Here is a 19,480-nt window from a genome sequence, read left to right as displayed (position 1 = left end):
GAAGGCGCGATGCTACTTCACGGCTGGTTCAGCGCTGGAGCCGGTGGTCGAGGACCATCTCCTCGGTCAGCGCGGTGCCGAAGCCCGGCTCACCGGGCGCCAGGAAGTCGCCGTTCTCGAACGGCGCCTGCATGGCGTCGAGGATCGGCGAACCGGTGGCGAAGCTCTCCGCCATCGTGCAGCTCGGGGCGATCAGCGAGATTGGGAGCCCCCAGAGGCTGCCGCCGCGGTGTGGCACGAGTTCGAGGCCGGCCGCTTCGACCAGGTCGGCGATGCGCTTCGCCGCCGTCAGGCCGCCGCACCAGGTGATGTCCGGCTGCAGGACCTCGGCCGATCCCAGCCGTACCAGGACTTCGAAGCCGTGCTCGGTGTACTCGTGCTCGCCGCAGGCCACCTTCGTCCAGCCCGGTCCTCCGCCGCCGATCTTCTCGACCAGCTCGGCGTAGCCGAAGACGTTGTCGGGCGACAGGAGTTCCTCCATGAAGTAGAGGTTCGCCGGACGCAGCCGTTCGGCGACGCCGACCGCCCACTCGACGGTGCCGTTGCGCGAGACGCAGTCCGTCATCAGGTTGCCCTCGGGCCCCATCGCCTCGCGGGCGGCGAGAACGTCCTCGATGTATCGCTCGGTTTCGGCCTCCGTGCTGTGCGGCCCGATTGGCAGGATGCGCTTGAAGTGCCTGATCCCCAGGGCCTTGCCGGCGGCGATGTCGCCGCCGGTCTGGTACACGGCGACACGGTCGTCCGGACTTCCGCCAAGCAGCGCGTGAACCGACCTGCCGGCGTGCTTGCCCTTGATGTCCCAGAGCGCCGTGTCGACGGCGGAGAGCGCCATCGCGAAGATGCCGCGGCGGCCGTAGAGCACCGCCGAGCTGTACATCTGGTCCCAGAGCTGGTCGACGTCGAGGGGGTTCGTGCCGACCAGGAGGTGCTTGAGATGGCCGTCGATGATCTCGACCGCGGCGCTGCCGCCGGCGCCCATGCCGAAGCCGGTGATCCCGGCGTCCGTCTTGATGATCGCGATGATCGCTGAGGGAAGCTGCTCGAAGGGTCCGCCGTAGCGCCAGCGGCGCGGGTCGTCGTCACCGTCGAAGACCGGGGGATCGAGCAGGCCCTCGGAACGCTGGTTGATGTAGACGGGGTAGGCGTCGACCGACCGAATCGTGATTCGATCCGGACCGGCCTCTTCCTGGGCTGACCTGCCCGCAGCGGCGGCCGGTGAGACGGCGCCCGCGAAGCCGGTCGAGGCTGCCAGCGCCGCGAAGCCGGCGCTCCGGCTCAGGAAGTCGCGGCGGCTCGATTCGCCGGTTCCAGCGGTGTCGTGCTGCCTCATGTCGGGTTCTCCTTATGTGTTCGCTTCGACGAAGTCCGTGAAGATCGCGGTGGCGAGGTCGGGGCGCTGGAGCACTGAACCGTGGCCGACGTTCTCCATCACGACGAGTTCCGCGTCGGGTGCCATGGCGGCCAGATCGCGGCTGGATGGCAGGTTCGGGTCATGGTCCCCGGTTGCGACCAGGGTCTTCATCGCCAGGCCCCGCGCCGCTGCTGCCAGGTCGAAACCCCTGAAGATCGCCTGCATCGCAGGTCGGACCGAGTCGGGGTTGGCGTGCTGGTTCCAGCCGACCGGGCGCTCGAAACGCCTGATGCCCGCCGCCTCCTGCTTGCGGACGGCCTCGCGGCTGCCTTCCCGCTGTGCCGGAACGTCCGGCGGGTCGATGGCGGCGTCGTAGAGCGCAAGCAGGTCGACTCGTTCGGGCCGGAGCGCGGCGTAGGCGAGAGCCGCGCGCGACCCCCAGGCCATCGACCAGACGTGGGAACGTTGGATCTCGAGCGCGTCGAGGATCGCGACTGCGTCCGCGGCGTACCGTTCCAGTGTGTACTGGGAGGGGTCCGCCGCTGGACTGCTCTGACCGGTGCCGCGGATGTCGAAGCGGACAGTTCGATAGCCGCTGCCCAGCCGCTCGACGATCCTGTCCCACATGCGGAGAGTGCAGCCGCCGCCGTTCCAGAACAGAACGGCCGACGCTTCACGGTCGCCGGCGACCTCGACGTAGAGCGTCGCTCCGTCCACTTCGATCCGCATGGGATTGGTCGATCATGTCACCCGGATCGCGGCCTGTCGCGGCTGCTACAGTCCCCGGTTCGTCTTGAAGACAGTGAGGAACGGAGGCGCCGCGGTGAAGAGTGTTCGCCTGCCCAGCCGCGGGCTGGCGGTTCTGACCCTGGCCTTGAGCATCGGGCTCGGCGTTGGATCGTCAGCTCAGGATGCAGCATCGACGTTCGTGCCGGTCACCGACGAGATGCTCGAGAATCCGCCGGCGTCGGAATGGCTGATGTTTCGCCGCACGCACGATAGTTGGGGCTACAGCCCGCTGGACCAGGTCGACCGCGGAAACGTCCAACAGCTCGGTTTGATCTGGTCACGGGAGGTCGCCGTCGGAACCTCCGAGATCACGCCCCTGGCCTACGACGGCGTTCTCTACATCCCCTCGTTCGAAGACACGATCGAGGCGGTCGACTCGACGACCGGGGACTTCATCTGGCGCTACACGAGGGAGCAGCCCGAGGACCTCTACGCGCAGGTCGGCTTCAACGCGAAGAACAACCGGAACATCGCGATCTACGACCGGCTGATCCTGAACAACAGCGACGACAACCACGCCTTCGCCCTGGACGCCGAGACCGGAGACCTGGTCTGGGAGACGCAGATCCTGGACTGGAAGGTCAATCCCGCCACCCACAGCTCGGGCCCGATCGTCGCGGACGGTCGCGTCGTCTCGGGGAGGAGCTGCCGTCCCTGGGGCGGGCCGGAGTCCTGCATCATGATCGCGCTCGACGCGCTGACGGGAAAGGAACTCTGGCGGACGCGGACGATGCCGGCGCCGGGCGAGCCCGGGGACGAGACCTGGGGGGACGTGCCGTTCGAGAAGCGGCACCACGTCGGCACCTGGATGGTGCCCAGCTACGACCCGGAACTCGAACTCATCTACTTCGGCACAGCCGTCACATCGCCGGCGCCGAAGTTCATGCTGGGCGGCACGGAGTTGACCCACCTCTACCACAACTCGACCCTGGCGCTCGAGGCGGACACCGGCGAGATCCGCTGGTACTTCCAGCACCTGAACGACCACTGGGACCTGGACCATCCGTTCGAACGCATCCTCGTCGACCTCCCGGTTTCGCCCGACCCGGAGGCCGTGCGCTGGATCCGGGAGGGCCTTGAACCGGGCGAGACCCGCAAGCTGATGACGGGCATCCCCGGCAAGACCGGCTTCGTCTACACGCTGGACCGTGAGACCGGCGAGTTCCTGTGGGCGCGGCCGACCGTGCCGCAGAACGTGGTCGTCGACATCGACGAGAAAACCGGCCGCGCGGTCGAGAACACCGAGATCATCTTCACGGAACTGGAGCAGGAGATGCTCGTGTGCCCGACCTGGATCGGTGGCAAGGACTGGGAGGCCGGCTCCTACAGCCCGCTGACCCGGACGATGTACTACCCGCTGCGCAACATGTGCGCGCGGATGCTGGTGACGGGCGACACGAACAGTCCGCGGGCGCAGGCGTTCGAACAGCAGGTCGCGATCTACAACCTGGCCGCGGACCACATCCAGGCGCCCGGCGAGGAGTACCTCGGCACGGTGTACGCGATCTCAGCCGTGACGGGCGAAACGAAGTGGCTGTTCGAGACCGAGGGCGCGACGTACTCGGTCGTCGCAACCGGCGGCGGCCTGATCTTCGGCGGCGATTCGAGCGGGGGCTTCCGCGCCTTCGACCACGAGACCGGCGAAGTGCTGTGGGAAGTCAACCTGGGCGCTCCCGCCATGGGCTACCCGATCTCCTACGCCGTCGACGGTCGCCAGTACGTGGCCATCTCGACCGGGCCGGGAAGTCTCCGCCACACGCCAGAGGGTGCTGCCCGCGCCCGCGGCGGCAACGTGTACGTTTTCGCGCTTCCCGAGAAGCGTTGACGCACAGGTTTTCAAATAGACGCTAAGATCGGTCGATCACAGGCTCCGTCGCGGCTGTCGCCCGGTGCCCGTGGTGCGGCCCCTGGTCCGGGCTGTCCCCGGATTCGGCGTGAGCACGACGGGAGATAGGGTGCGGCGACGGGCCGTTCTTCCCGATCGCCGATGTCCACCCTGCCTGACCGCCGCTCGTACACCTTCGGGCCCTATCTGCTCGATGTCGATCAGCGGCAGTTGCTCAGAAACGGGCAGAAGGTCGCGATTCGCCCGAAGATCTTCGACACGCTGCGGGCACTCGTCGAGAACAGTGACCGGCTCCTGCACAAGGAGGAGCTGATGGCCATCGTCTGGCCGGACGCCGCGGTCGACGAGAGCAATCTGATGCACAATCTCTCGGTCCTGCGGAAGGTCCTGGGGCAGGACAAGGAAACCCAGTACGTCGTCACGGTTCCCGGCCGCGGCTACCGGTTCACTGCTCCCGTCGAAGCCACTCTCGAAGGGTCCATCGCCGTCAGGCCCTTCACCAACATGACTCCCGATCCGGAGCAGGACTTCTTCTGCGACGGTGTCGCGGAAGAGATCATCGACGCTCTTGCGGCGGTCGAGGGTCTGCGGGTTGTCGGCCGGACGTCGTCGTTCGACCGTCGCCTGCGCGATCTCGGCGCCTCCGGATTCGGCGAGAGCCTGGGCGTCTCGTCGATTCTCGAAGGTAGCGTGCGCCAGGCTGGTGAACGCCTCCGCATCTCGGCGCAACTGATCCGGACTTCGGACGGCACGCAGCTCTGGTCCGAGCACTATGACCGGGAGCTCGGTGATGTCTTCGATATCCAGGAGGACATCGCTGAAGCGATCGTCGCGCGGGTGCGTACAAAGCTCCTGGATCCGCATCCCGGCCCCTTCGTACCGCGCTACACCGACAACCAGGAGGTCTATCGGCTCTACCTGGAGGCCCGCTACTGTGCCAATCAGCAGACCGGCAGCCGTCTCCAGCAGGCGATCGGCTTCCTTGAGCGGGCGATCGAGCTGGAGCCGGGGTTCGCGCGCGGCCATGCCCAACTCTCGGTTTGCTACGTCAACCTGGCGGTGTACGGCTACCTGCCGGTCTCGGAGACGGTGGCCAAGGCGGAAGCCGCGGTCCACCGGGCGCTGGAACTCAACGACTCGAGCGTCCTCGCGTATCGGGCCCAGGGTCTCTTGAGCGCGGCGTTTCGATGGGACTGGGCGGCATCGCAGCGGGCGTTCCTTCGGGCTCTGGAACTCGACCCGGGCAACTCGATGGCCCACTACTCGTACGGGAACCACTTCCTGGCGCCGGTCGGGCGTGTCGAGGAAGCGGAGCGTCAGATCAGAGTTGCCGTCGACCTGGATCCCCTGGCACCCGTGTTCGCCCAGGGGTTGTGCCAGATCCTGTACTACGGGCGCCGTTTCGAAGAGGGCGTCGAGCAGGCTCGTCACACACTCGCCCTGGAAGGCGACTATCCCATCGTGCGCTCGCTGCTGGCGGCCTGCTACAGCGCTCTGGGTCGAACGGACGAGGCAGTCCGTGAGCGTCAGCTTCACCTGCGGAACACTGGGCGCCACGAAGAAGCCGAAGCGATCGGGAGCGTCTACGCGAAGGACGGGGAGCCGGGCGTTCTTCGTTGGATGGTGGACTGGCAGTTGAAGCGGTCGAGCAACGGTGAGGACCGGTCCGCCGCCCTGGCGATGCTCTACGCCTGGCTGGACGAAAAGGAAGCTGCATTGAACTGCCTGGAGACCGCGCTCGGGGCGAAGTTCGGGGCTGTGCTCTGGACCAAGGTGCATCCGGCCTTCGACTGCCTGCGTGGCGAACCGCGCTTCCAGGAGTTGGTGGATGGCATGGGCGTCAACGATCCCCGGGTCGCGACGCCTCAGGCGGTCGTCTAGGAGTCGGCGAGATCAAGGCTTACGGCGGCGCCGCCTTGATCACTGGCGCGTCGAGCGGTATTGGCGAGGCCTATGCGCGCCGGCTCGCAGCGGAGGGCATGGCTCTCGTGCTGGTCGCCCGTCGCGCCGACCGGCTCGAGAAACTGGCGCGGGAACTGCGCTCCGCCTGGGGAGTCACCGTGCACGTGGTTCCTCAGGACCTGATGGACCGCGAGGGTCCGCGGCTTGTGTTCGATGCGGTGGACCGTCTCGGAATCGAAGTCGGCATGCTGGTGTCCAATGCGGGCTTCGGCACCTACGGCCGCTTCATCGACCAGGATCCCGAGCTTCAACTGCAGATCCCCGAGGTCAACAACCGGGCGGCCGTAGGTCTGGCGGCAATTCTCGCTCCGCGTCTGGTCGAGCGAGGGGGCGGTGCGCTGATCTTCCTCTCGAGCACGGCCGCCTACCAGCCGGTACCGTTCGAGGCCGTCTACGGCGCGTCGAAGGCGTTCAACCTGATGTTCGGCGAAGCGCTCTGGGCGGAACTCGCCGAGCACGGAATCGATGTCATCGTGCTCTCCCCGGGGTTCACGCCCACCGAGTATCAGCAGAAAGCGGGGATGGGCGAACCTCAGCCGATCACCGGATGGACGAGTCCGGAGCAGGTCGTGGAAGCCAGCCTCCGGGGGCTGGGCAGAAGGTCCTCGGTCGTGCCGGGCTGGCGCAACCGGGTGGTCATCTTCCTGATGCGCCTCCTGACGCGGCGCGCCGCGGCGCGGCTGACCTACCGGGTCAACAAGCCGGCTGACCGGTCAGACTCGGGAGCAAAGGAGTAGGCGTTCTAGCCGCCAAACCCGCGCTAGCCCGCGGTCGCCTCGCTCGCGCCGCGCAGCCCGCCGTAGTTGGCCTCGAGGAACTCCGCGAGTTCGTCCGTATCGAAGTTGAAGGGCCCCATGCCGCCCTTGTAGGCGATCGTGCCTCCCCGGTCGATCACGTAGATGCGTTCCGGCCAGCCGGCGTAGCAGGCATTGGCCGTGTTGGCGATGTCGTCGACCAGGGTTCGTGTCTTGACATCCATCGCTTCGACGAACTTCTTGGCGAGGTCCATGCGGTCGACCATCGTCCTGGGCTGGTTGAAGATCAGGTTCGTTTCTACGTTCTTCGGTGCCTGCCACTCATCCTCGGGGTGGGCTTCCTTGATGTAGACGTAGCTGAACTCGACGGCCGGCTTCCACTCCTCCCGCATCTCTTCGAGCCGGGCCACACGGGCCCGGAAGGGCGGTCACGTATAGCTGCCGAAGACCAGAACGAGAGGCTTCGTTGCCCACAAGTCGGAGAGACGCGCCTCGCCACCGTCGACCAGGGCCAGCGGAAGGTCGGGCGCGGGTTCGCCGACCTGAAGGATGCCCTCCGTCCGGATGTCGTACTCGTTGAACCGGATCAGTCCGCTCTCCAGCATGAAGCGGTACGTCTTGAAGCCACCCCACCCCAGCGCAACAGCGGCGACGGCGCTGCAAGCTGCAATCGTCATCCAACGCTTCATCGTGAGTTCTCCTCGTTCGAAGGTGCTGGTGCACTGTACCAGAAGATCCGAACGTTGTTGGGTCTACGCTGCCTTGCCGACCACGGAGACGCAACTCACGCAGTTGCCGGGAAGGCCGCCGAGGTTGTGGGTGAGCCCGATCTGCGGGTCGGCGATCTGCCGCTCACCGGCCTCGCCGCGCAGTTGCAGCCAGACCTCGTACATCATGCGCAGGCCGCTGGCACCGATCGGGTGGCCGAAACTCTTGAGCCCGCCGTCGGGGTTGACCGGCTGGTGGCCGTCGAGCTGGAAGCGGCCGTCCAGGCAGTCCTTCCAGGCGTTGCCGCGCTCGGAGAAGCCCAGATCCTCCATCAGGACCAGCTCGGTCGGCGTAAAGCAGTCGTGCACCTCCGCGAGACTGATCTCCTCGCGCGGATTCGTGATGCCGGCCTGCCGGTAGGCGTCCTCGGCGCTGGCGACGACTTCGGGGAAGGTGGTGAAGTCGTACTCCGGTTTCTTGACTCCCTCGGCCGGCCCGACCACGAATCCGACGCCCTTGAGCACGATCGGATCGTCGCAGTAGCGGTGGGCGTCCTCGGCCCTGCACAGGATCGCAGCGGCCGCGCCGTCACTCACTCCCGAGCAGTCGAAGAGCCCGAGCTTGCCGGCGATCGTGGGAGAAGACCTGATCCGTTCGAGCGGCACCTCGCGCCGGAACTGGGCCTTGGGGTTCTTGGCACCGTTGGCGTGGTTCTTGTACGCGATGTGGGACATCACATCCTTCAGCGTGTCCTCGCTGACGCCGTACTTCTCGGCGTAGGCCGGCACGATCATGGAAAACGCCGCCGGCGGCGTCATCTCGAGTTCGGTGCCGTCCGTCGTCGGATTCAGGTCGAAGAGGCCGGAGTAGCCCGAGTCCTTCAGCTTCTCGACTCCGAGCGCCATCGCGATGTCGTAGGCGCCGCTGGCCACGGCGTAGGCCGCGTTGCGAAGAGCCTCGCTGCCGGTGGCGCAGAAGTTCTCGACGTGGGTGACCGGCTTGTAGCGAATCTTGAGCGGCTCGGCGATGAGCAGTCCGGAGGCCAGGGTGCCGGCGCTGCCGAGCCAATACGCGTCGATCTGGTCGCGGTCGAGGCCGGCTGAGCGCAGCGCCTCCTGCGACGCCGACAGGGAAAGGTCGCCGATGCTCTGGTCCCAGTGCTCGCCGAAGGAGGTGCAGCCCATTCCGATGATGGCGACGCGATCCTTGATTCCGTGACTCGGCATGATCTTCTCCCTGTTCCTGGCCTGACGGTCCCCTGTTCAGCGTCGCGGCCTGGCCTTCCAGAAGTAGTTGTGAATCCCCTCGGCGGTGTGCAGGCAGCGAAACGTCATTTCGACCCGGTCGCCGATTCTGATGTTGTGTGGGTCGATGTCGGTGAGTTGGCACGGTAGCCGGCCGCCCTGGTCGAAGTCGAGCATGGCGACGACCACCGGCGGCTGCAGGGAGTAGGCGAGATTGTCCTGCGTGTAGGTGGCGACCTGTGCGGCCGCGTCCGCGAAGGACTCGGGCTCGGTCTCGTCGACCGAGTCGCACTCGACGCACACTCTCTGGGGCGGCAGGTTCGCCGTGCCGCAGTTCGTGCAGCGGGATCCGACGAAGGCGAACTTCCAGCGTTCGGCCCGGTACGAGGGCGGGGCCGCAGGCCGCTTCGGGTCGGGGCGCCGGGGCTTCTCGAACGGAAGCACGCCGCGCCACTTGAGGTAGGTGTTGTAGTCCAGGTCGTTGCGCTTGGCTTCGATCCAGCGTTCGACGCTGCGCTCGGGACGGTTGGCGGCGATCCTGTCGGTCACCTCGAAGATGATCGCGTCGGCGCCGTCGATGCCGGCGATGACCGCGATCCGGTCGCCGGGGTCGGCCTCGTCGAGCGCGTTGGCCAGGGCCAGACCCACATGTGCCGTGCCGGCACGGCCGACGGAAGCCGCGAGATCGTCGGCCAGGCGGTCCACCGGGATTCCGGCCGTAGCGACGAAACCGCGCACCGCGCGTGGGTTCGTGCTGTCCACGATGACCTTGGACAGGCTGTCGGCGCTGATGCCGGCGCTCGATAGAGCCGACTCCAGGGCGCCGAGCATGAGCGGCACGACGATTTGGGCTCCGAAGCGCTCTTCCCACTGGTTGGCGAACGGCTCGCTCGGCGCTCGCCAAACGTCCATGAACTCGTCGGTCATCGAGCCGGCGGCCAGGACTTCGGCGCAGGCCTCGGCGCTGGGACCGAAGGTGAATGCCGCGGCGCCGTCACCGGCACTCGCCTCGCGGGCGCCGCCGGGGGCGCCGACCATCACTTCGCTCAGGCACACGAGCGGCCTCCGCCCCGCCAGGGCCATGTCGTTGCCTAGCGTCAGCGAAGCCAGTCCGGCGCGGCCGGAGCCGCCGAGGTCGTGCCCTCCGACGTTGGCCGGCAGGTCGAGCGCCGCGTGGATCGTGGCGGCGTCGAGCTTCTCGGCGTAGCCGGGTGTGGTCGTGGCGAAGCAGAGCGTGTCGATGGGGGCGCCGCCACGCAGGGCTTCGCGCGCTGCTTCGACCGCCATCGATACCGAGTTCTCGTCGTAGCCCGCCACGGCCCGTTCGCCCCGGCCACCCAGCGCACCGCGGTCGAGCCGGTTGTACGGTACGTAGGCGCCGTAGGTGACGATTCCAGCCAAGTTCCTATTGTCCTCCGTTGCTGGCAGGTCGGTTTCCGACCCAGAAGGGGCTGGACCAGGCGCGGCCCCCGTCGAGCTGTGTTACGCGGACATAGTAGTAGTCGCCGTCTTGGACCCCGTCCAGATCGACGAACTCGACTTCCCGATCGAGCGCGGCGGCGGGATCGATCACCTGCACACTGAGGCGATCCGGATGCGGTCCGACGGGTAGCTCGACGTCGAGCCGGCCCGCCTCGAGTTCGTCCAGCCGGATCGCGACGTTGGCTGCGGCTATCCGCGCTGCTGGCCGGATTCCCGGTGCGAAACCGGATTCGGTGCTCTCGTTCAGGTGGAAACTCAGCAACGTGTGGGGACCCGCTCCGTCGAGTTCGACCAGGAACGAATCAGAGCGGCCGCGGGTCAGGATGCGGAATCTCGCGCCGTGACCGGCGCCCGGAGCGAGTCGTGAGACTTGGTCCCGGAGGGGGTTGTCGAGGCCAGCCGGAACAACCTGCAGAACCCGGGCTCCCTCGACCTCGAGAGTCCCTTCCCAGAGCCGGTAGCCGCGTGGGTTGTCGACCTGCTCTCCGAAGACCTCGGAGGATGACTCGAAGGACACCTGGAGCCAGCTTCTGGAGCCGAGCGCCGCGGTCATGTAGCGCTTGGTGAGGATGATCTCGCCGTTGCGGACCACGTCGATGGCGTCGATCGGCGACGTGCCGGACACCCTGACCCGGATTTCGCGCCGCTCGGCGTTCTCTTGCCGGGTGCCCATGGCAGCTCCGTTGACGGTCGCCTCGAGGAGGATGCGCTGTCCCGACGTAGCGTAGGACGAGAGGTTGCGGAGCGCCGAGAACAGGGCATCCCGGCTGAGTTCGGGCGCCACGACGGCGGCCAGACCGCCCGGTTGGGAGACGCTCGAGACGGGGCCGGGCGCCAGTCCCGGCTTGGCGTGGTGGTCGTCGGAAGCGGCGACGAACCCGAGTTCGAAACCGCTCTGGAGATAGCGGTTGGCGAACCATTCGAAGCTGCCGTGGACCGAGTACAGCTCGACCAGCTTCTCGAGCTCCGGATCGCTGCGCGTCCAGTCGGCTGCGCGGTGGGCATGGGGAATGACCAGGACCTCGTCCGGATCGTAGAGCTCGTGCAGCCCGCGGTAGAGATCGGGCAGCCGGGTCGCTTCCTGAACCGGGACACGCCGGCTTCCGGGATCGCGGAAGAAGACGTTGTGGTGCCCACCCCGGTTCCTGAACGCCGTCCATTCGTAGCCCAGGATGCCGATGAAGCGGCCCTCCTCGGTGAACTCGCGGGTCAGTTCCTGGAGATCCAGCCACTCCCTGTCATCCATCCAGATGTCGTGCTCGGAAAGGGTGGCGAAGTCGAGCCGGGCGTCGCGGTTGGCGTACTCGAAGAACGCCCGCGCCGAGCCGGTCCCTTCGGCCAGTCCGGTGTGGCCGTGCGTGTCGCCCCAGTAGATGCGGAGCTCCGGCTCGAGTTCGACGCGGATCGGGTTGCTGCTGGCATGCAGGCTGCCGTCGAGTGAGCGCGCCTCGAGTCGGTGGACTCCGGGCACCTCGATCGCGATTCCCTCCACCACCGACAGAGCGCCCTGTCCGCCCTCGATCGTGGCGATCGTGTCGCCTTCCAGGAGGACCTCGTAGGCGGGGATCGGCCCGCTGGCCCGATTGATCGCCCGATCCTCGCTGCGCACCGTGATCTCGAAGGGCTCGGCCGCAGCCACGACGGAGGGCGCCAGGATCCGAACCGCGTGAACCTCCGGCTCGCCGACGACCTCGATTCCGGGCAAGGCGGGAGTCAGGTAGGTTCCGCTGCCGGCGATGTCCACGTAGACCGGGAGCACGAACTCGTCGTTGCTGAAGGCCGGCACGTGGAAACGGCTGGACCCGCCACCGTACGTCAACGTGACCGTGTCACCGGGCTGTAGGGCAGAGCCTTCAAGCCGAAAACCGGGCAGCGGGCGCTTGCCCGGCACGTGCGAATGGACCCCGTTCCACTCAACCTGGACGGCCTCGAACCGGGCATCGGGGTTGGAGCTTCGTACCGACACGAAGTTGTCCCCGGCCGGATCCCGGTTCTGGGGTCGCGTCTCGTTGCCGGTTCCCGACTTGCCGACCAGGAGTCCACCGCCCGCTGCGAGACCGCGGGAGCCGACGATGTATGTCTGCTCGACGGTGGCCGCGCCGCCGGCGATCAGGGGGCCGGGCGTCGACATGCGCAACTCGCCGACCGCCTGGGGCTCGGACTCCTTCAGTTCGAGTTCGCGAACGTACCGGTCGAAGCGCTCCAGGTGCGTCTCGAGGTACAGGTCGATAGCCGGCGGCAGATCGACTTCACCGCCGTCCGCCTCGGCGAAGCGGATCAGCGCCACCGCCAGAGGCAGGTCGGCAGGCAGAACTCGGCCGTCAAGTGCGAAGCGGTTTGCCCAGTCCCACAAGGTGTCGGTTCGGCGGAAGACGTTGGCCGCCGACGTGGGCTCGCGCTCGATGTCCGCGATCAGCTGCGCGATCTGGCGGTTCAGATCCCGGTCGGCGGGAGCCGACTCGGACGTTTGTCGGCAGCCGATCGACAGCACCGCCAGCGACGCGACCACTCCGGCCGCGGCACGGCGGGGGAGCGACATCAGTGGCCGATCACCTGGTCGATGACATGCCGGATCGCGGATGGTTTCCAGGGGTCGTCGCCCACGTACTGCTTGACGCCCACCGTGCTCATCATCCGGTAGGCGAAGATGTGCGTGCCTTCGACTCCCAGCGTCTGACCGGTGATGTGGGCGGCGTGGTCCGAGGCCAGAAACGCGACCAGGGGCGAGGCGTGTTGGGGGCCGTAGCGATCCCCGAAGCTCTCGGTGACACCGGGATTGTCCGCGGTCATCCGTGTGTAGGCGGTGGGGGAGATCGTGTTGACGGTGATCTTGTAGCGCTGGAGCTCCATGGCGGCGGTGCGCGTCACGGCGTAGATGCCGGCCTTGGCGGCGGAGTAGTTGCTCTGACCGAAGTTGCCCTGCATGCCGGCAACGGATGTCGTGTTGATGATCCGGCCGCCCCGCCCCTGTTCGCGCATCACGCGGGCGGCGGCCTGCAGGCAGGAGAAGGTGCCGCTCAGATGCACCGTGAGAACGGCCTCCCACTCCTGTTCGCTCATCTTGAGGGCCGTGCGATCGCGCAGGATGCCTGCGTTGTTGACCAGGACGTCGACGCCGCCGAAGGCGTCGACTGCCTGCTGGACGAGTTCCGCGGCGGCCTCGAACGGTCCGACCGCAACCTTGCTGGCGGCTGCATCACCGCCTTCGGTGCGGATCAGGTCGACGACTTCGTCCGCAACGTCGCTTTCGCCCGAACCGTCCCGTGCACAGCCCGGGTCGTTGACCAGAACGCGGGCGCCTTCACTGGCGAGGAGCAGGGCGTGCGACTTGCCCAGGCCGTTGCCCGCGCCGGTAACGATGGCCACCTTGCCGTCCAGCAGTCCCATGGCCCCTCCGCTTGTCCTGTTTCGTGTTGGAACAGCACATACTACCGGCCGGGATTCTGCCGCCGTCGTGGGGGTGGCCGGCTGGCCGTGCTACCTTGATTGCCGCTATTCAGACTTGAAGGAGCGTCGGATTCGAGTGTTGAGCGTTCCATTCAGGAGGGCCCTGCCAGCGCTCGCCGTCGTCGTCGGCTGTGCGCCGGCGCCCGGTGACGACTACCTTGATGCGGACCTGCGGTCGCGCGTGGAGAAGCTCAAGTTGGAGGTCGAGGAGGGGCCGTCCGACCAGGAGAACGCGACCGGGCGCGCCGGCGTGTTCTGGGAGTGGCTGAACGCCTACGCGGTCACGGGTCGGACCCTGCCGATGGACAGCACGACGACGGTCATGCGGGTTGTCAGCCAGCACGAACAGGGCCGCGGCATCTCGGAACGGATCCTCGGAACTCTCGACGACAAGATCCGCGAACTGGCGATTCGCGACGAACGCCCGGACGCCATCGGCGACGTGACGGTCAGGACGGGCGAGTCGTTGGTCGCCGGCGAGTGGGCCGAAGTCGAGCAGACTTACACCGTCGGCTCAATGGGGATGGCGACCGGCGGCTCGTTCCTTCTCGGCGCACAGATCATGGCCGACCAGGAGTCGATGCAGCACGAGGATCCGATGGCGGACAACTACGTGTCGCTCCGTTCGTCGAACATGGCTACACGCTGGGAGAAGGACCGCATTCCGCTGTCGGGGAAGCATGGCGGTTTCCAGGACGAGGAGCCGATGGTCGTGTTCCGGCTCGCCGACGGCACTCTCGAGCAGGGCGACACCGTCACCTTCACCTACGGCGACCGGTCGCAGGGGTCGGGCGGACTCAGGTTGCAGACGCTGACAACCGAAGCGCTGGTGCTGCCGGTCTACGTCGATCTCGAAGGCGCCGGTGTCTACTTCACGCCGAGCTGGCCGTACCACGAAGTCGTCAGCCTGGACGAGGTCGAATCCCTGGCGGTCTTCGCCCCGTCGGTCGTCGCGGTGGGCGAGGAGATCGATCTGGTCGTGCGCAGCGAGGACCGCTACGTCAACCGTTCCCGCGGCGTCACCAGCCAGGAGTACGTCGTTCTGCTCGACGGGAAGACGGTCGCCACGGTGCCTGCGGGTTCGGCGGCGGCTGCCCGGGTCGAGGGGGTGACCGTGAGCGATCCGGGGGTCGCTCGGTTTGTCGTGCGTTCCGCGGACGGCCGGCTGGAGGCCGAGAGCAACCCGGTCTGGGTTGAGGCGGCGCCGGCAGAGCGAATCTACTGGGGCGAGCTGCACGGGCACGCGGGCTTCGCCGAGGGCCAGGGCGGCGGTGAGCAGTTCTATCGCTATGCCCGCGACGACGCGCGGCTCGACTTCGTCGCCCTGACCGATCACGACTCGTCGATGGACGACCTGGAGTGGCGCCATCTCCAGGAACTCAGCCGCGACTTCACCGAAGAGGGCGAGTTCCTGGCCATCCTCGGCTACGAATGGAGCGCCAGGCGGGATCTGGGCGGTCACCACAACGTCTTCTTCCGTTCCCGGGACCGTCCCCGCGTGCCGAACCAGGAGGCGCCGACCCTGGCTGAGATGTACGAACGCCTGCGGGCCGAGAACGCTCCGTCGGAGGTGCTGGTCATCCCCCATGCCCACCAGGCCGGCGACTGGAACCAGAGCGCGGGCGATCTCGAGACGCTGGTGGAGATCACGTCACACCATGGGACGTTCGAGTGGTTCGGCAACCGCTACCTGCAGAACGGTTTCGAGATCGGCTTCATCTCGGCGTCAGACGATCACCGCGCGAAGCCGGGCTACAACCCGGGGCTCTTCTTTTCGCCTCACGTCCAGGGTCCCGGCCTGGCAGCGGCGGTAGCGCCGGAGAAGACGACGGACGGGGTCTTCGATGCCCTCCGTTCGCGGCGTGCCTACGCCACGTCGGGCCAGCGCATCCTGCTGTCGGCCACCCTCAACGGGGAGCCGATGGGAACGCGGCAGCCATACACGGAACGGCGCGAGTTCTCCTGCCGGGTCTCCGGCACGTCGCCGATCGATCGCATCGACCTGATCAGGAACGGGCGGGTCCTGTGCAGCCGCAGCTACCTGTCGGCGCCGCTCGAATCGAGTGCCTGGCTGCAGATCGGCTTCGAGTCGTCCTCGGAGGTCTTCGCCCCCGACCGGGACAATCCGCGCGTCTACAGGGTGTGGACGGGTGTGCTCGAGGTCACGGGGGCGCGACTTCTCGGCATCGAGTCACCCGGGTTCAAGAACCCCTATCTCGAGTGGGCCGAGGTCGATCCGGACCAGCCTCAGCGGGCGCGCTTCTACACCGAGACCCGAGGCCGGATGAACACGCTGTTGCTCCGCCTCGCCGGCGCCAGCAGTTCGACGCGGGTCACCCTGCATCTCGACGCGGCGCGCGAGAACGGATTCGCGCCGCCGCTCATTCGGCAACCGGCGGACATCCCAGCCGCCGTCGTGGCCTTCGAACTCAAGGACCTCGAGAACAATCGCCTCGAAAGTGTGCTGCCGGTCGGCCGCCACCTCGACCGTGTCCGCCTGCAGGTGATCGACGCCGGCGCTTCGCTGGACCGCGAGTTCGAGTTCGTCGACCTGGAGGAGGCGAAGCCGGGCGACTACTACTACTTCCGGGTCACCCAGCTCGACGGAGGCCAGGCCTGGTCGAGCCCCTTCTGGGTGGGTCGCCGCGACACCGGCGAGAGCTCGGGCGCGGGCGGCTAGCGAGGTTCGGGCAGCTTGTCTGGGGGAGAACGGATTCCTCTCTCCGAGTCCTATTGGCCGGCTGATGCGAGTCAGTCGGTGCTCGAGTGGACAGTGGGCAGGTTGCTTCAGGAAGCCGCTGCAGCCGCCCCCGAGGGCATCGCCCTGGTCGAGGGCATCCCCGACCCGGCGTTGCGCCGCCGTTGGACCTTCGAACAGTTGCACGCCGATGCCGAACGCGTGGCACAGCGGCTCCTGCAATGCTTCGAGCCCGGGGAACGCGTAGCGGTCTGGGCTCCGAATCTGCCGGAGTGGGTGCTGGTCGAACTCGGCTCCGCTCTTGCCGGGCTGACCCTGGTCACCGTCAACCCGGCCTACCGGAGCGCCGAACTCAAGTATGTGCTTGGCCAGTCGCGGGCGGCGGGTCTGTTCCTGGTCCGGGACTACCGCGGAAACTCGATGGCCGCGTTGCTGGAGGAAGCTCGGCCAGGCCTCGAACACCTGAGGCACGTCTTCTTCTTCGACGAATGGGACGACTTCATGAGCGGAGTGCGGGACGGCGACGAATTGCCCGAAGTACGTCCCGAGGCGCCGGTCCAGATTCAGTACACGTCGGGTACGACCGGTGTCCCCAAGGGCGTCGTCCTCCACCATCGCGGCATGGTGAACAACGCCCGGTTCGTTGCCGAACGTGGCCGGATGGGTGAGGTGTGGGTCAACGCCGTGCCGCTGTTCCACTCGAGCGGCGGCGGCCTGGCGATCTTCGGTCCGCTCTTCGAGCAGTCGACGGTCGTGCTTGTCGAACAGTTCGACCCGGGCCTGATCCTGGAACTGATCGAGAGCGAGCGGGTGACCTTCCTCCCCGGCGTGCCGACGATGCTGCTTCGGATCATCGAGCACCCGGACTTCGAGCGCCGTGACCTCTCATCACTGACCAGCGTCTGCTCGGGCGGCACATCCGTACCGCCGGAACTGGTGCGGCGGATCGAAGACTCGCTCGGAGTCAGCTTCTCGATCTCCTACGGCCAGACCGAGGCGTCGCCCGGAGTCACGCAGAACCACCCGGACGACTCGATCGAGGACAAGGCGTCGACGGCCGGGCCGCCGCTGCCCCAGACCGAAGTCAAGATCGCCGACCGCGAAACAGGGGACGTCCTGCCCATCGGTGAGGCCGGCGAGATCTGCACGCGCGGCTACCTGGTCATGCACGGCTACTTCGACATGCCCGAGGCGACGGCGGCGGCGATCGACGAGGACGGGTGGCTCCACACGGGAGACGTCGGATCGATGGACGAGCGCGGCTACTGCCGGATTCATGGCCGGCTGAAGGAGATGATCATCCGCGGCGGAGAGAACGTCTACCCCAAGGAGATCGAGGATTTGCTTCTGGAACGGGCGGATATCGCCGAAGTAGCGGTGATCGGCGTACCCGATCCGGAGTGGGGCGAGCAGGTGGCGGCGGTCATTCGGCCGGCCGGGGAGAAGCGGCCCAGTGAGGAGGAACTCTTCCTGTACGTCAGGGAACGCCTGGCGCCTTACAAGGCGCCGCGATTGTGGCGGTTCGTCGACGAGTTTCCGCTCAACGCGTCGGGCAAGATCCTCAAGACCGATCTGGTGGAGACCCTGACCCGGTGACGCCGGCCGAAGCGAGTGCAGCCTCGGCCGGCCCCACGTATGCGCGGGCGCGCCACAGGAACGCCGCTGAAACGGCCCAGAACAGCATGCTGAGCATCATCGCGTAGCGCAGGGAGTCGGCCGGCGACTGGCCGGCAGCGACCAGGACGTCGCTGATCTTGCCGACCGCGAACGGCCCGAGGGCGAAACCGATGAGCGTGTTCAGCAGCAGGTAGATCGCGGATGCCGTCGAGCGCATTCGCGGCGGCACCAGTTCGTTGGCCGCGGCCGCTCCTGGACCGATCCACAGGGACACCAGGGCAACGGTGAAGAGGAAGTAGATAAAGGCTGCGGCGAGGCTTGTGGCCGTGAGCATCAGGGTCATCGCCGGCACGGAAAGGACGACGGTGGCCAGACCGAGGATGACTCGGCCGTTCGGCGTCCTCTGCTTGAGGCGATCGGAGACGAGGCCGCCGACCGTGACGCCGATCCAGCCGCCGACTGCGACTCCTACGCCCATCAGTGCTCCCACGCGGGTCGGGCTTGCGTCGAAGCTGCGGATCAGGAGTGGCGCCGTCCAGAAGGCGAGCCCGTTGGTAACGAAGGACAGGCTGGCAAAGCCCACACAGGTATACATGAAGGCGCGGCTGCCGAGAATGGAGCCGAAGGTCGCGGGATCGCGATAGGCCAGTCCCTGACCCCAGGAGAAGGCCGCGTAGATACCGATGGCGAGGGCGATCCACTGTGCCGGCTCGCCGACGGAGGCGACCATCGCCCACGCAAGGAGAGCGAGTGCGGCGGTGCAGCCGGCGTGGAGCAGCAGTCCCTTCCGATCGCATCCCGAGCGCCACAGGCTCAGGACCGTGAAGGGCGGTATGACGGCTCCGAACTCCTTGAACGGCTCGGGGCGGCCCGTGGGCGTGATCGTGACTCCCTCCTGCTGCCCCTTGGCGGGCTCTCGCAGGGTCCACACCCAGACGGCCATGAGCAGCCCCGGGAGGCCGACGGCGAGGAAGGCGGCCTGCCAGGCGGCGAGCCCCAGTGGCGCGGATCCGTCGGGGTACCTGCCGTTCCAGAAGTCGACGATGAAGCCGCCGAGGGCGAAACCGACGGCGGCGCCGAGGTAGATGCCGCTGGAGTAGAGAGCCAGGGCAGTGGCTCGCAGTCTCTGGGGGAAGTAGTCGACGATCAGCGAATAGGCCGACGGACTGAGGCTGGCTTCGCCGACGCCGACGCCGACGCGATAGGCGCCAAGCATCCCGAAGGTCCTTGCGGTGCCTGTCATGGCGGTCATCAGGCTCCAGAAGAAGAGCCCGATGGCGATCAGGTTCTTGCGGATCCAGGCGTCGGCGAGCCGGCCGAAGGGGATGCCGAAGACGGCGTAGAACACCGCGAACGCCGTGCCGTAGAGAAAGCCGATCTGGGCGTCGTCGAGGCCTAGGTCACTCTTCACCTCCTCGGCGAGGATCGACAGGATGTTGCGGTCGACGTAATTGAAGAGGTAGCAGATGATGAGAATGCCGAGGGCGTACCAGGAGTAGCCGCCGAACGGCCCCTTCCCGCCGGGAATCGGACGCCGCGCTGGGGAGCTGTTCGGGCGCTCTTCCATGGTCTTCCTTTCCT

General features: G+C 67.2%; 13 protein-coding genes and 1 pseudogene. 5 read left to right on the top strand and 9 right to left on the bottom strand.

Translation table 11 applies throughout. From position 1 onward, the window contains the following. Positions 1-28: 28 nt before the first annotated feature. Both OXG83_11715 and OXG83_11710 read right to left on the bottom strand, forming a co-directional pair. A complete protein-coding gene (locus tag OXG83_11715) occupies positions 29-1,330 on the bottom strand; it encodes a mandelate racemase/muconate lactonizing enzyme family protein (GenBank protein MCY3965696.1) in 1,302 nt (433 codons plus the stop codon). A gap of 12 nt (positions 1,331-1,342) precedes the next feature. After that, positions 1,343-2,080: an alpha/beta hydrolase gene (locus OXG83_11710; GenBank protein MCY3965695.1), complete on the bottom strand. Its 738-nt coding sequence runs from the start codon at positions 2,078-2,080 to the stop codon at positions 1,343-1,345. A 94-nt stretch (positions 2,081-2,174) separates the two neighbouring features. Here OXG83_11710 and OXG83_11705 point away from each other — a divergent pair, with 94 nt between their 5' ends. From OXG83_11705 to OXG83_11695, 3 genes are all read left to right on the top strand, one after another. Beyond that, entirely contained in the window at positions 2,175-3,965 is a 1,791-nt protein-coding gene (locus tag OXG83_11705) for a PQQ-binding-like beta-propeller repeat protein (protein ID MCY3965694.1), read from the top strand. Positions 3,966-4,127: 162 nt separating this feature from the next. After that, positions 4,128-5,867, top strand: coding sequence for a winged helix-turn-helix domain-containing protein (locus tag OXG83_11700; GenBank protein MCY3965693.1), 1,740 nt, complete (start codon positions 4,128-4,130; stop codon positions 5,865-5,867). A gap of 35 nt (positions 5,868-5,902) precedes the next feature. Next, positions 5,903-6,685, top strand: coding sequence for an SDR family oxidoreductase (locus OXG83_11695; GenBank protein MCY3965692.1), 783 nt, complete (start codon positions 5,903-5,905; stop codon positions 6,683-6,685). Positions 6,686-6,708: 23 nt separating this feature from the next. Here the strand turns inward: OXG83_11695 and OXG83_11690 are convergent. The 6 genes and pseudogenes from OXG83_11690 to OXG83_11665 all read right to left on the bottom strand — a co-directional run bounded on the left by OXG83_11690 (position 6,709) and on the right by OXG83_11665 (position 13,524). Beyond that, positions 6,709-7,116: pseudogene (locus OXG83_11690) on the bottom strand (deiodinase-related protein). Between the two features lie 15 nt (positions 7,117-7,131). Beyond that, positions 7,132-7,392: a hypothetical protein gene (locus OXG83_11685; protein ID MCY3965691.1), complete on the bottom strand. Its 261-nt coding sequence runs from the start codon at positions 7,390-7,392 to the stop codon at positions 7,132-7,134. Between the two features lie 63 nt (positions 7,393-7,455). Then, positions 7,456-8,637, bottom strand: coding sequence for an acetyl-CoA acetyltransferase (locus OXG83_11680; GenBank protein ID MCY3965690.1), 1,182 nt, complete (start codon positions 8,635-8,637; stop codon positions 7,456-7,458). 36 nt (positions 8,638-8,673) lie between these two features. Continuing rightward, positions 8,674-10,056, bottom strand: a complete 1,383-nt coding sequence (locus OXG83_11675; GenBank protein ID MCY3965689.1) for an OB-fold domain-containing protein — start codon at positions 10,054-10,056, stop codon at positions 8,674-8,676. 4 nt (positions 10,057-10,060) lie between these two features. Then, entirely contained in the window at positions 10,061-12,676 is a 2,616-nt protein-coding gene (locus OXG83_11670; protein ID MCY3965688.1) for a DUF3604 domain-containing protein, read from the bottom strand. Further along, positions 12,676-13,524, bottom strand: a complete 849-nt coding sequence (locus OXG83_11665) for an SDR family NAD(P)-dependent oxidoreductase (GenBank protein MCY3965687.1) — start codon at positions 13,522-13,524, stop codon at positions 12,676-12,678. The genes OXG83_11670 and OXG83_11665 overlap by 1 nt, the downstream gene beginning before the upstream one ends. A 136-nt stretch (positions 13,525-13,660) precedes the next feature. Between OXG83_11665 and OXG83_11660 the strand changes: the two genes are divergently transcribed. Then, a complete protein-coding gene (locus OXG83_11660; GenBank protein MCY3965686.1) occupies positions 13,661-16,264 on the top strand; it encodes a DUF3604 domain-containing protein in 2,604 nt (867 codons plus the stop codon). A gap of 78 nt (positions 16,265-16,342) precedes the next feature. Next, a complete protein-coding gene (locus tag OXG83_11655; protein ID MCY3965685.1) occupies positions 16,343-17,878 on the top strand; it encodes an AMP-binding protein in 1,536 nt (511 codons plus the stop codon). Here the strand turns inward: OXG83_11655 and OXG83_11650 are convergent. Then, positions 17,844-19,466, bottom strand: a complete 1,623-nt coding sequence (locus tag OXG83_11650; protein MCY3965684.1) for an MFS transporter — start codon at positions 19,464-19,466, stop codon at positions 17,844-17,846. The two genes, OXG83_11655 and OXG83_11650, sit on opposite strands and share 35 nt — an antisense overlap. Positions 19,467-19,480 lie beyond the last annotated feature (14 nt).

Source organism: Acidobacteriota bacterium (assembly GCA_026707545.1).
In the GTDB taxonomy this organism is placed as follows: Bacteria; Acidobacteriota; Thermoanaerobaculia; order Multivoradales; family Multivoraceae; genus Multivorans.
This window is presented reverse-complemented; position numbering and strand designations above follow the sequence as displayed.

Excerpts from the sequence above, each read along its gene's own strand:
- OXG83_11710 (MCY3965695.1), bottom strand. The coding sequence starts at position 2,080 with ATGCGGATCGAAGTGGACGGAGCGACGCTCTACGTCGAGGTCGCCGGC.
- OXG83_11665 (MCY3965687.1), bottom strand. The coding sequence starts at position 13,524 with ATGGGACTGCTGGACGGCAAGGTGGCCATCGTTACCGGCGCGGGCAAC.
- OXG83_11700 (MCY3965693.1), top strand. The coding sequence starts at position 4,128 with ATGTCCACCCTGCCTGACCGCCGCTCGTACACCTTCGGGCCCTATCTG.
- OXG83_11715 (MCY3965696.1), bottom strand. The coding sequence starts at position 1,330 with ATGAGGCAGCACGACACCGCTGGAACCGGCGAATCGAGCCGCCGCGAC.
- OXG83_11680 (MCY3965690.1), bottom strand. The coding sequence starts at position 8,637 with ATGCCGAGTCACGGAATCAAGGATCGCGTCGCCATCATCGGAATGGGC.
- OXG83_11650 (MCY3965684.1), bottom strand. The coding sequence starts at position 19,466 with ATGGAAGAGCGCCCGAACAGCTCCCCAGCGCGGCGTCCGATTCCCGGC.
- OXG83_11685 (MCY3965691.1), bottom strand. The coding sequence starts at position 7,392 with ATGAAGCGTTGGATGACGATTGCAGCTTGCAGCGCCGTCGCCGCTGTT.
- OXG83_11670 (MCY3965688.1), bottom strand. The coding sequence starts at position 12,676 with ATGTCGCTCCCCCGCCGTGCCGCGGCCGGAGTGGTCGCGTCGCTGGCG.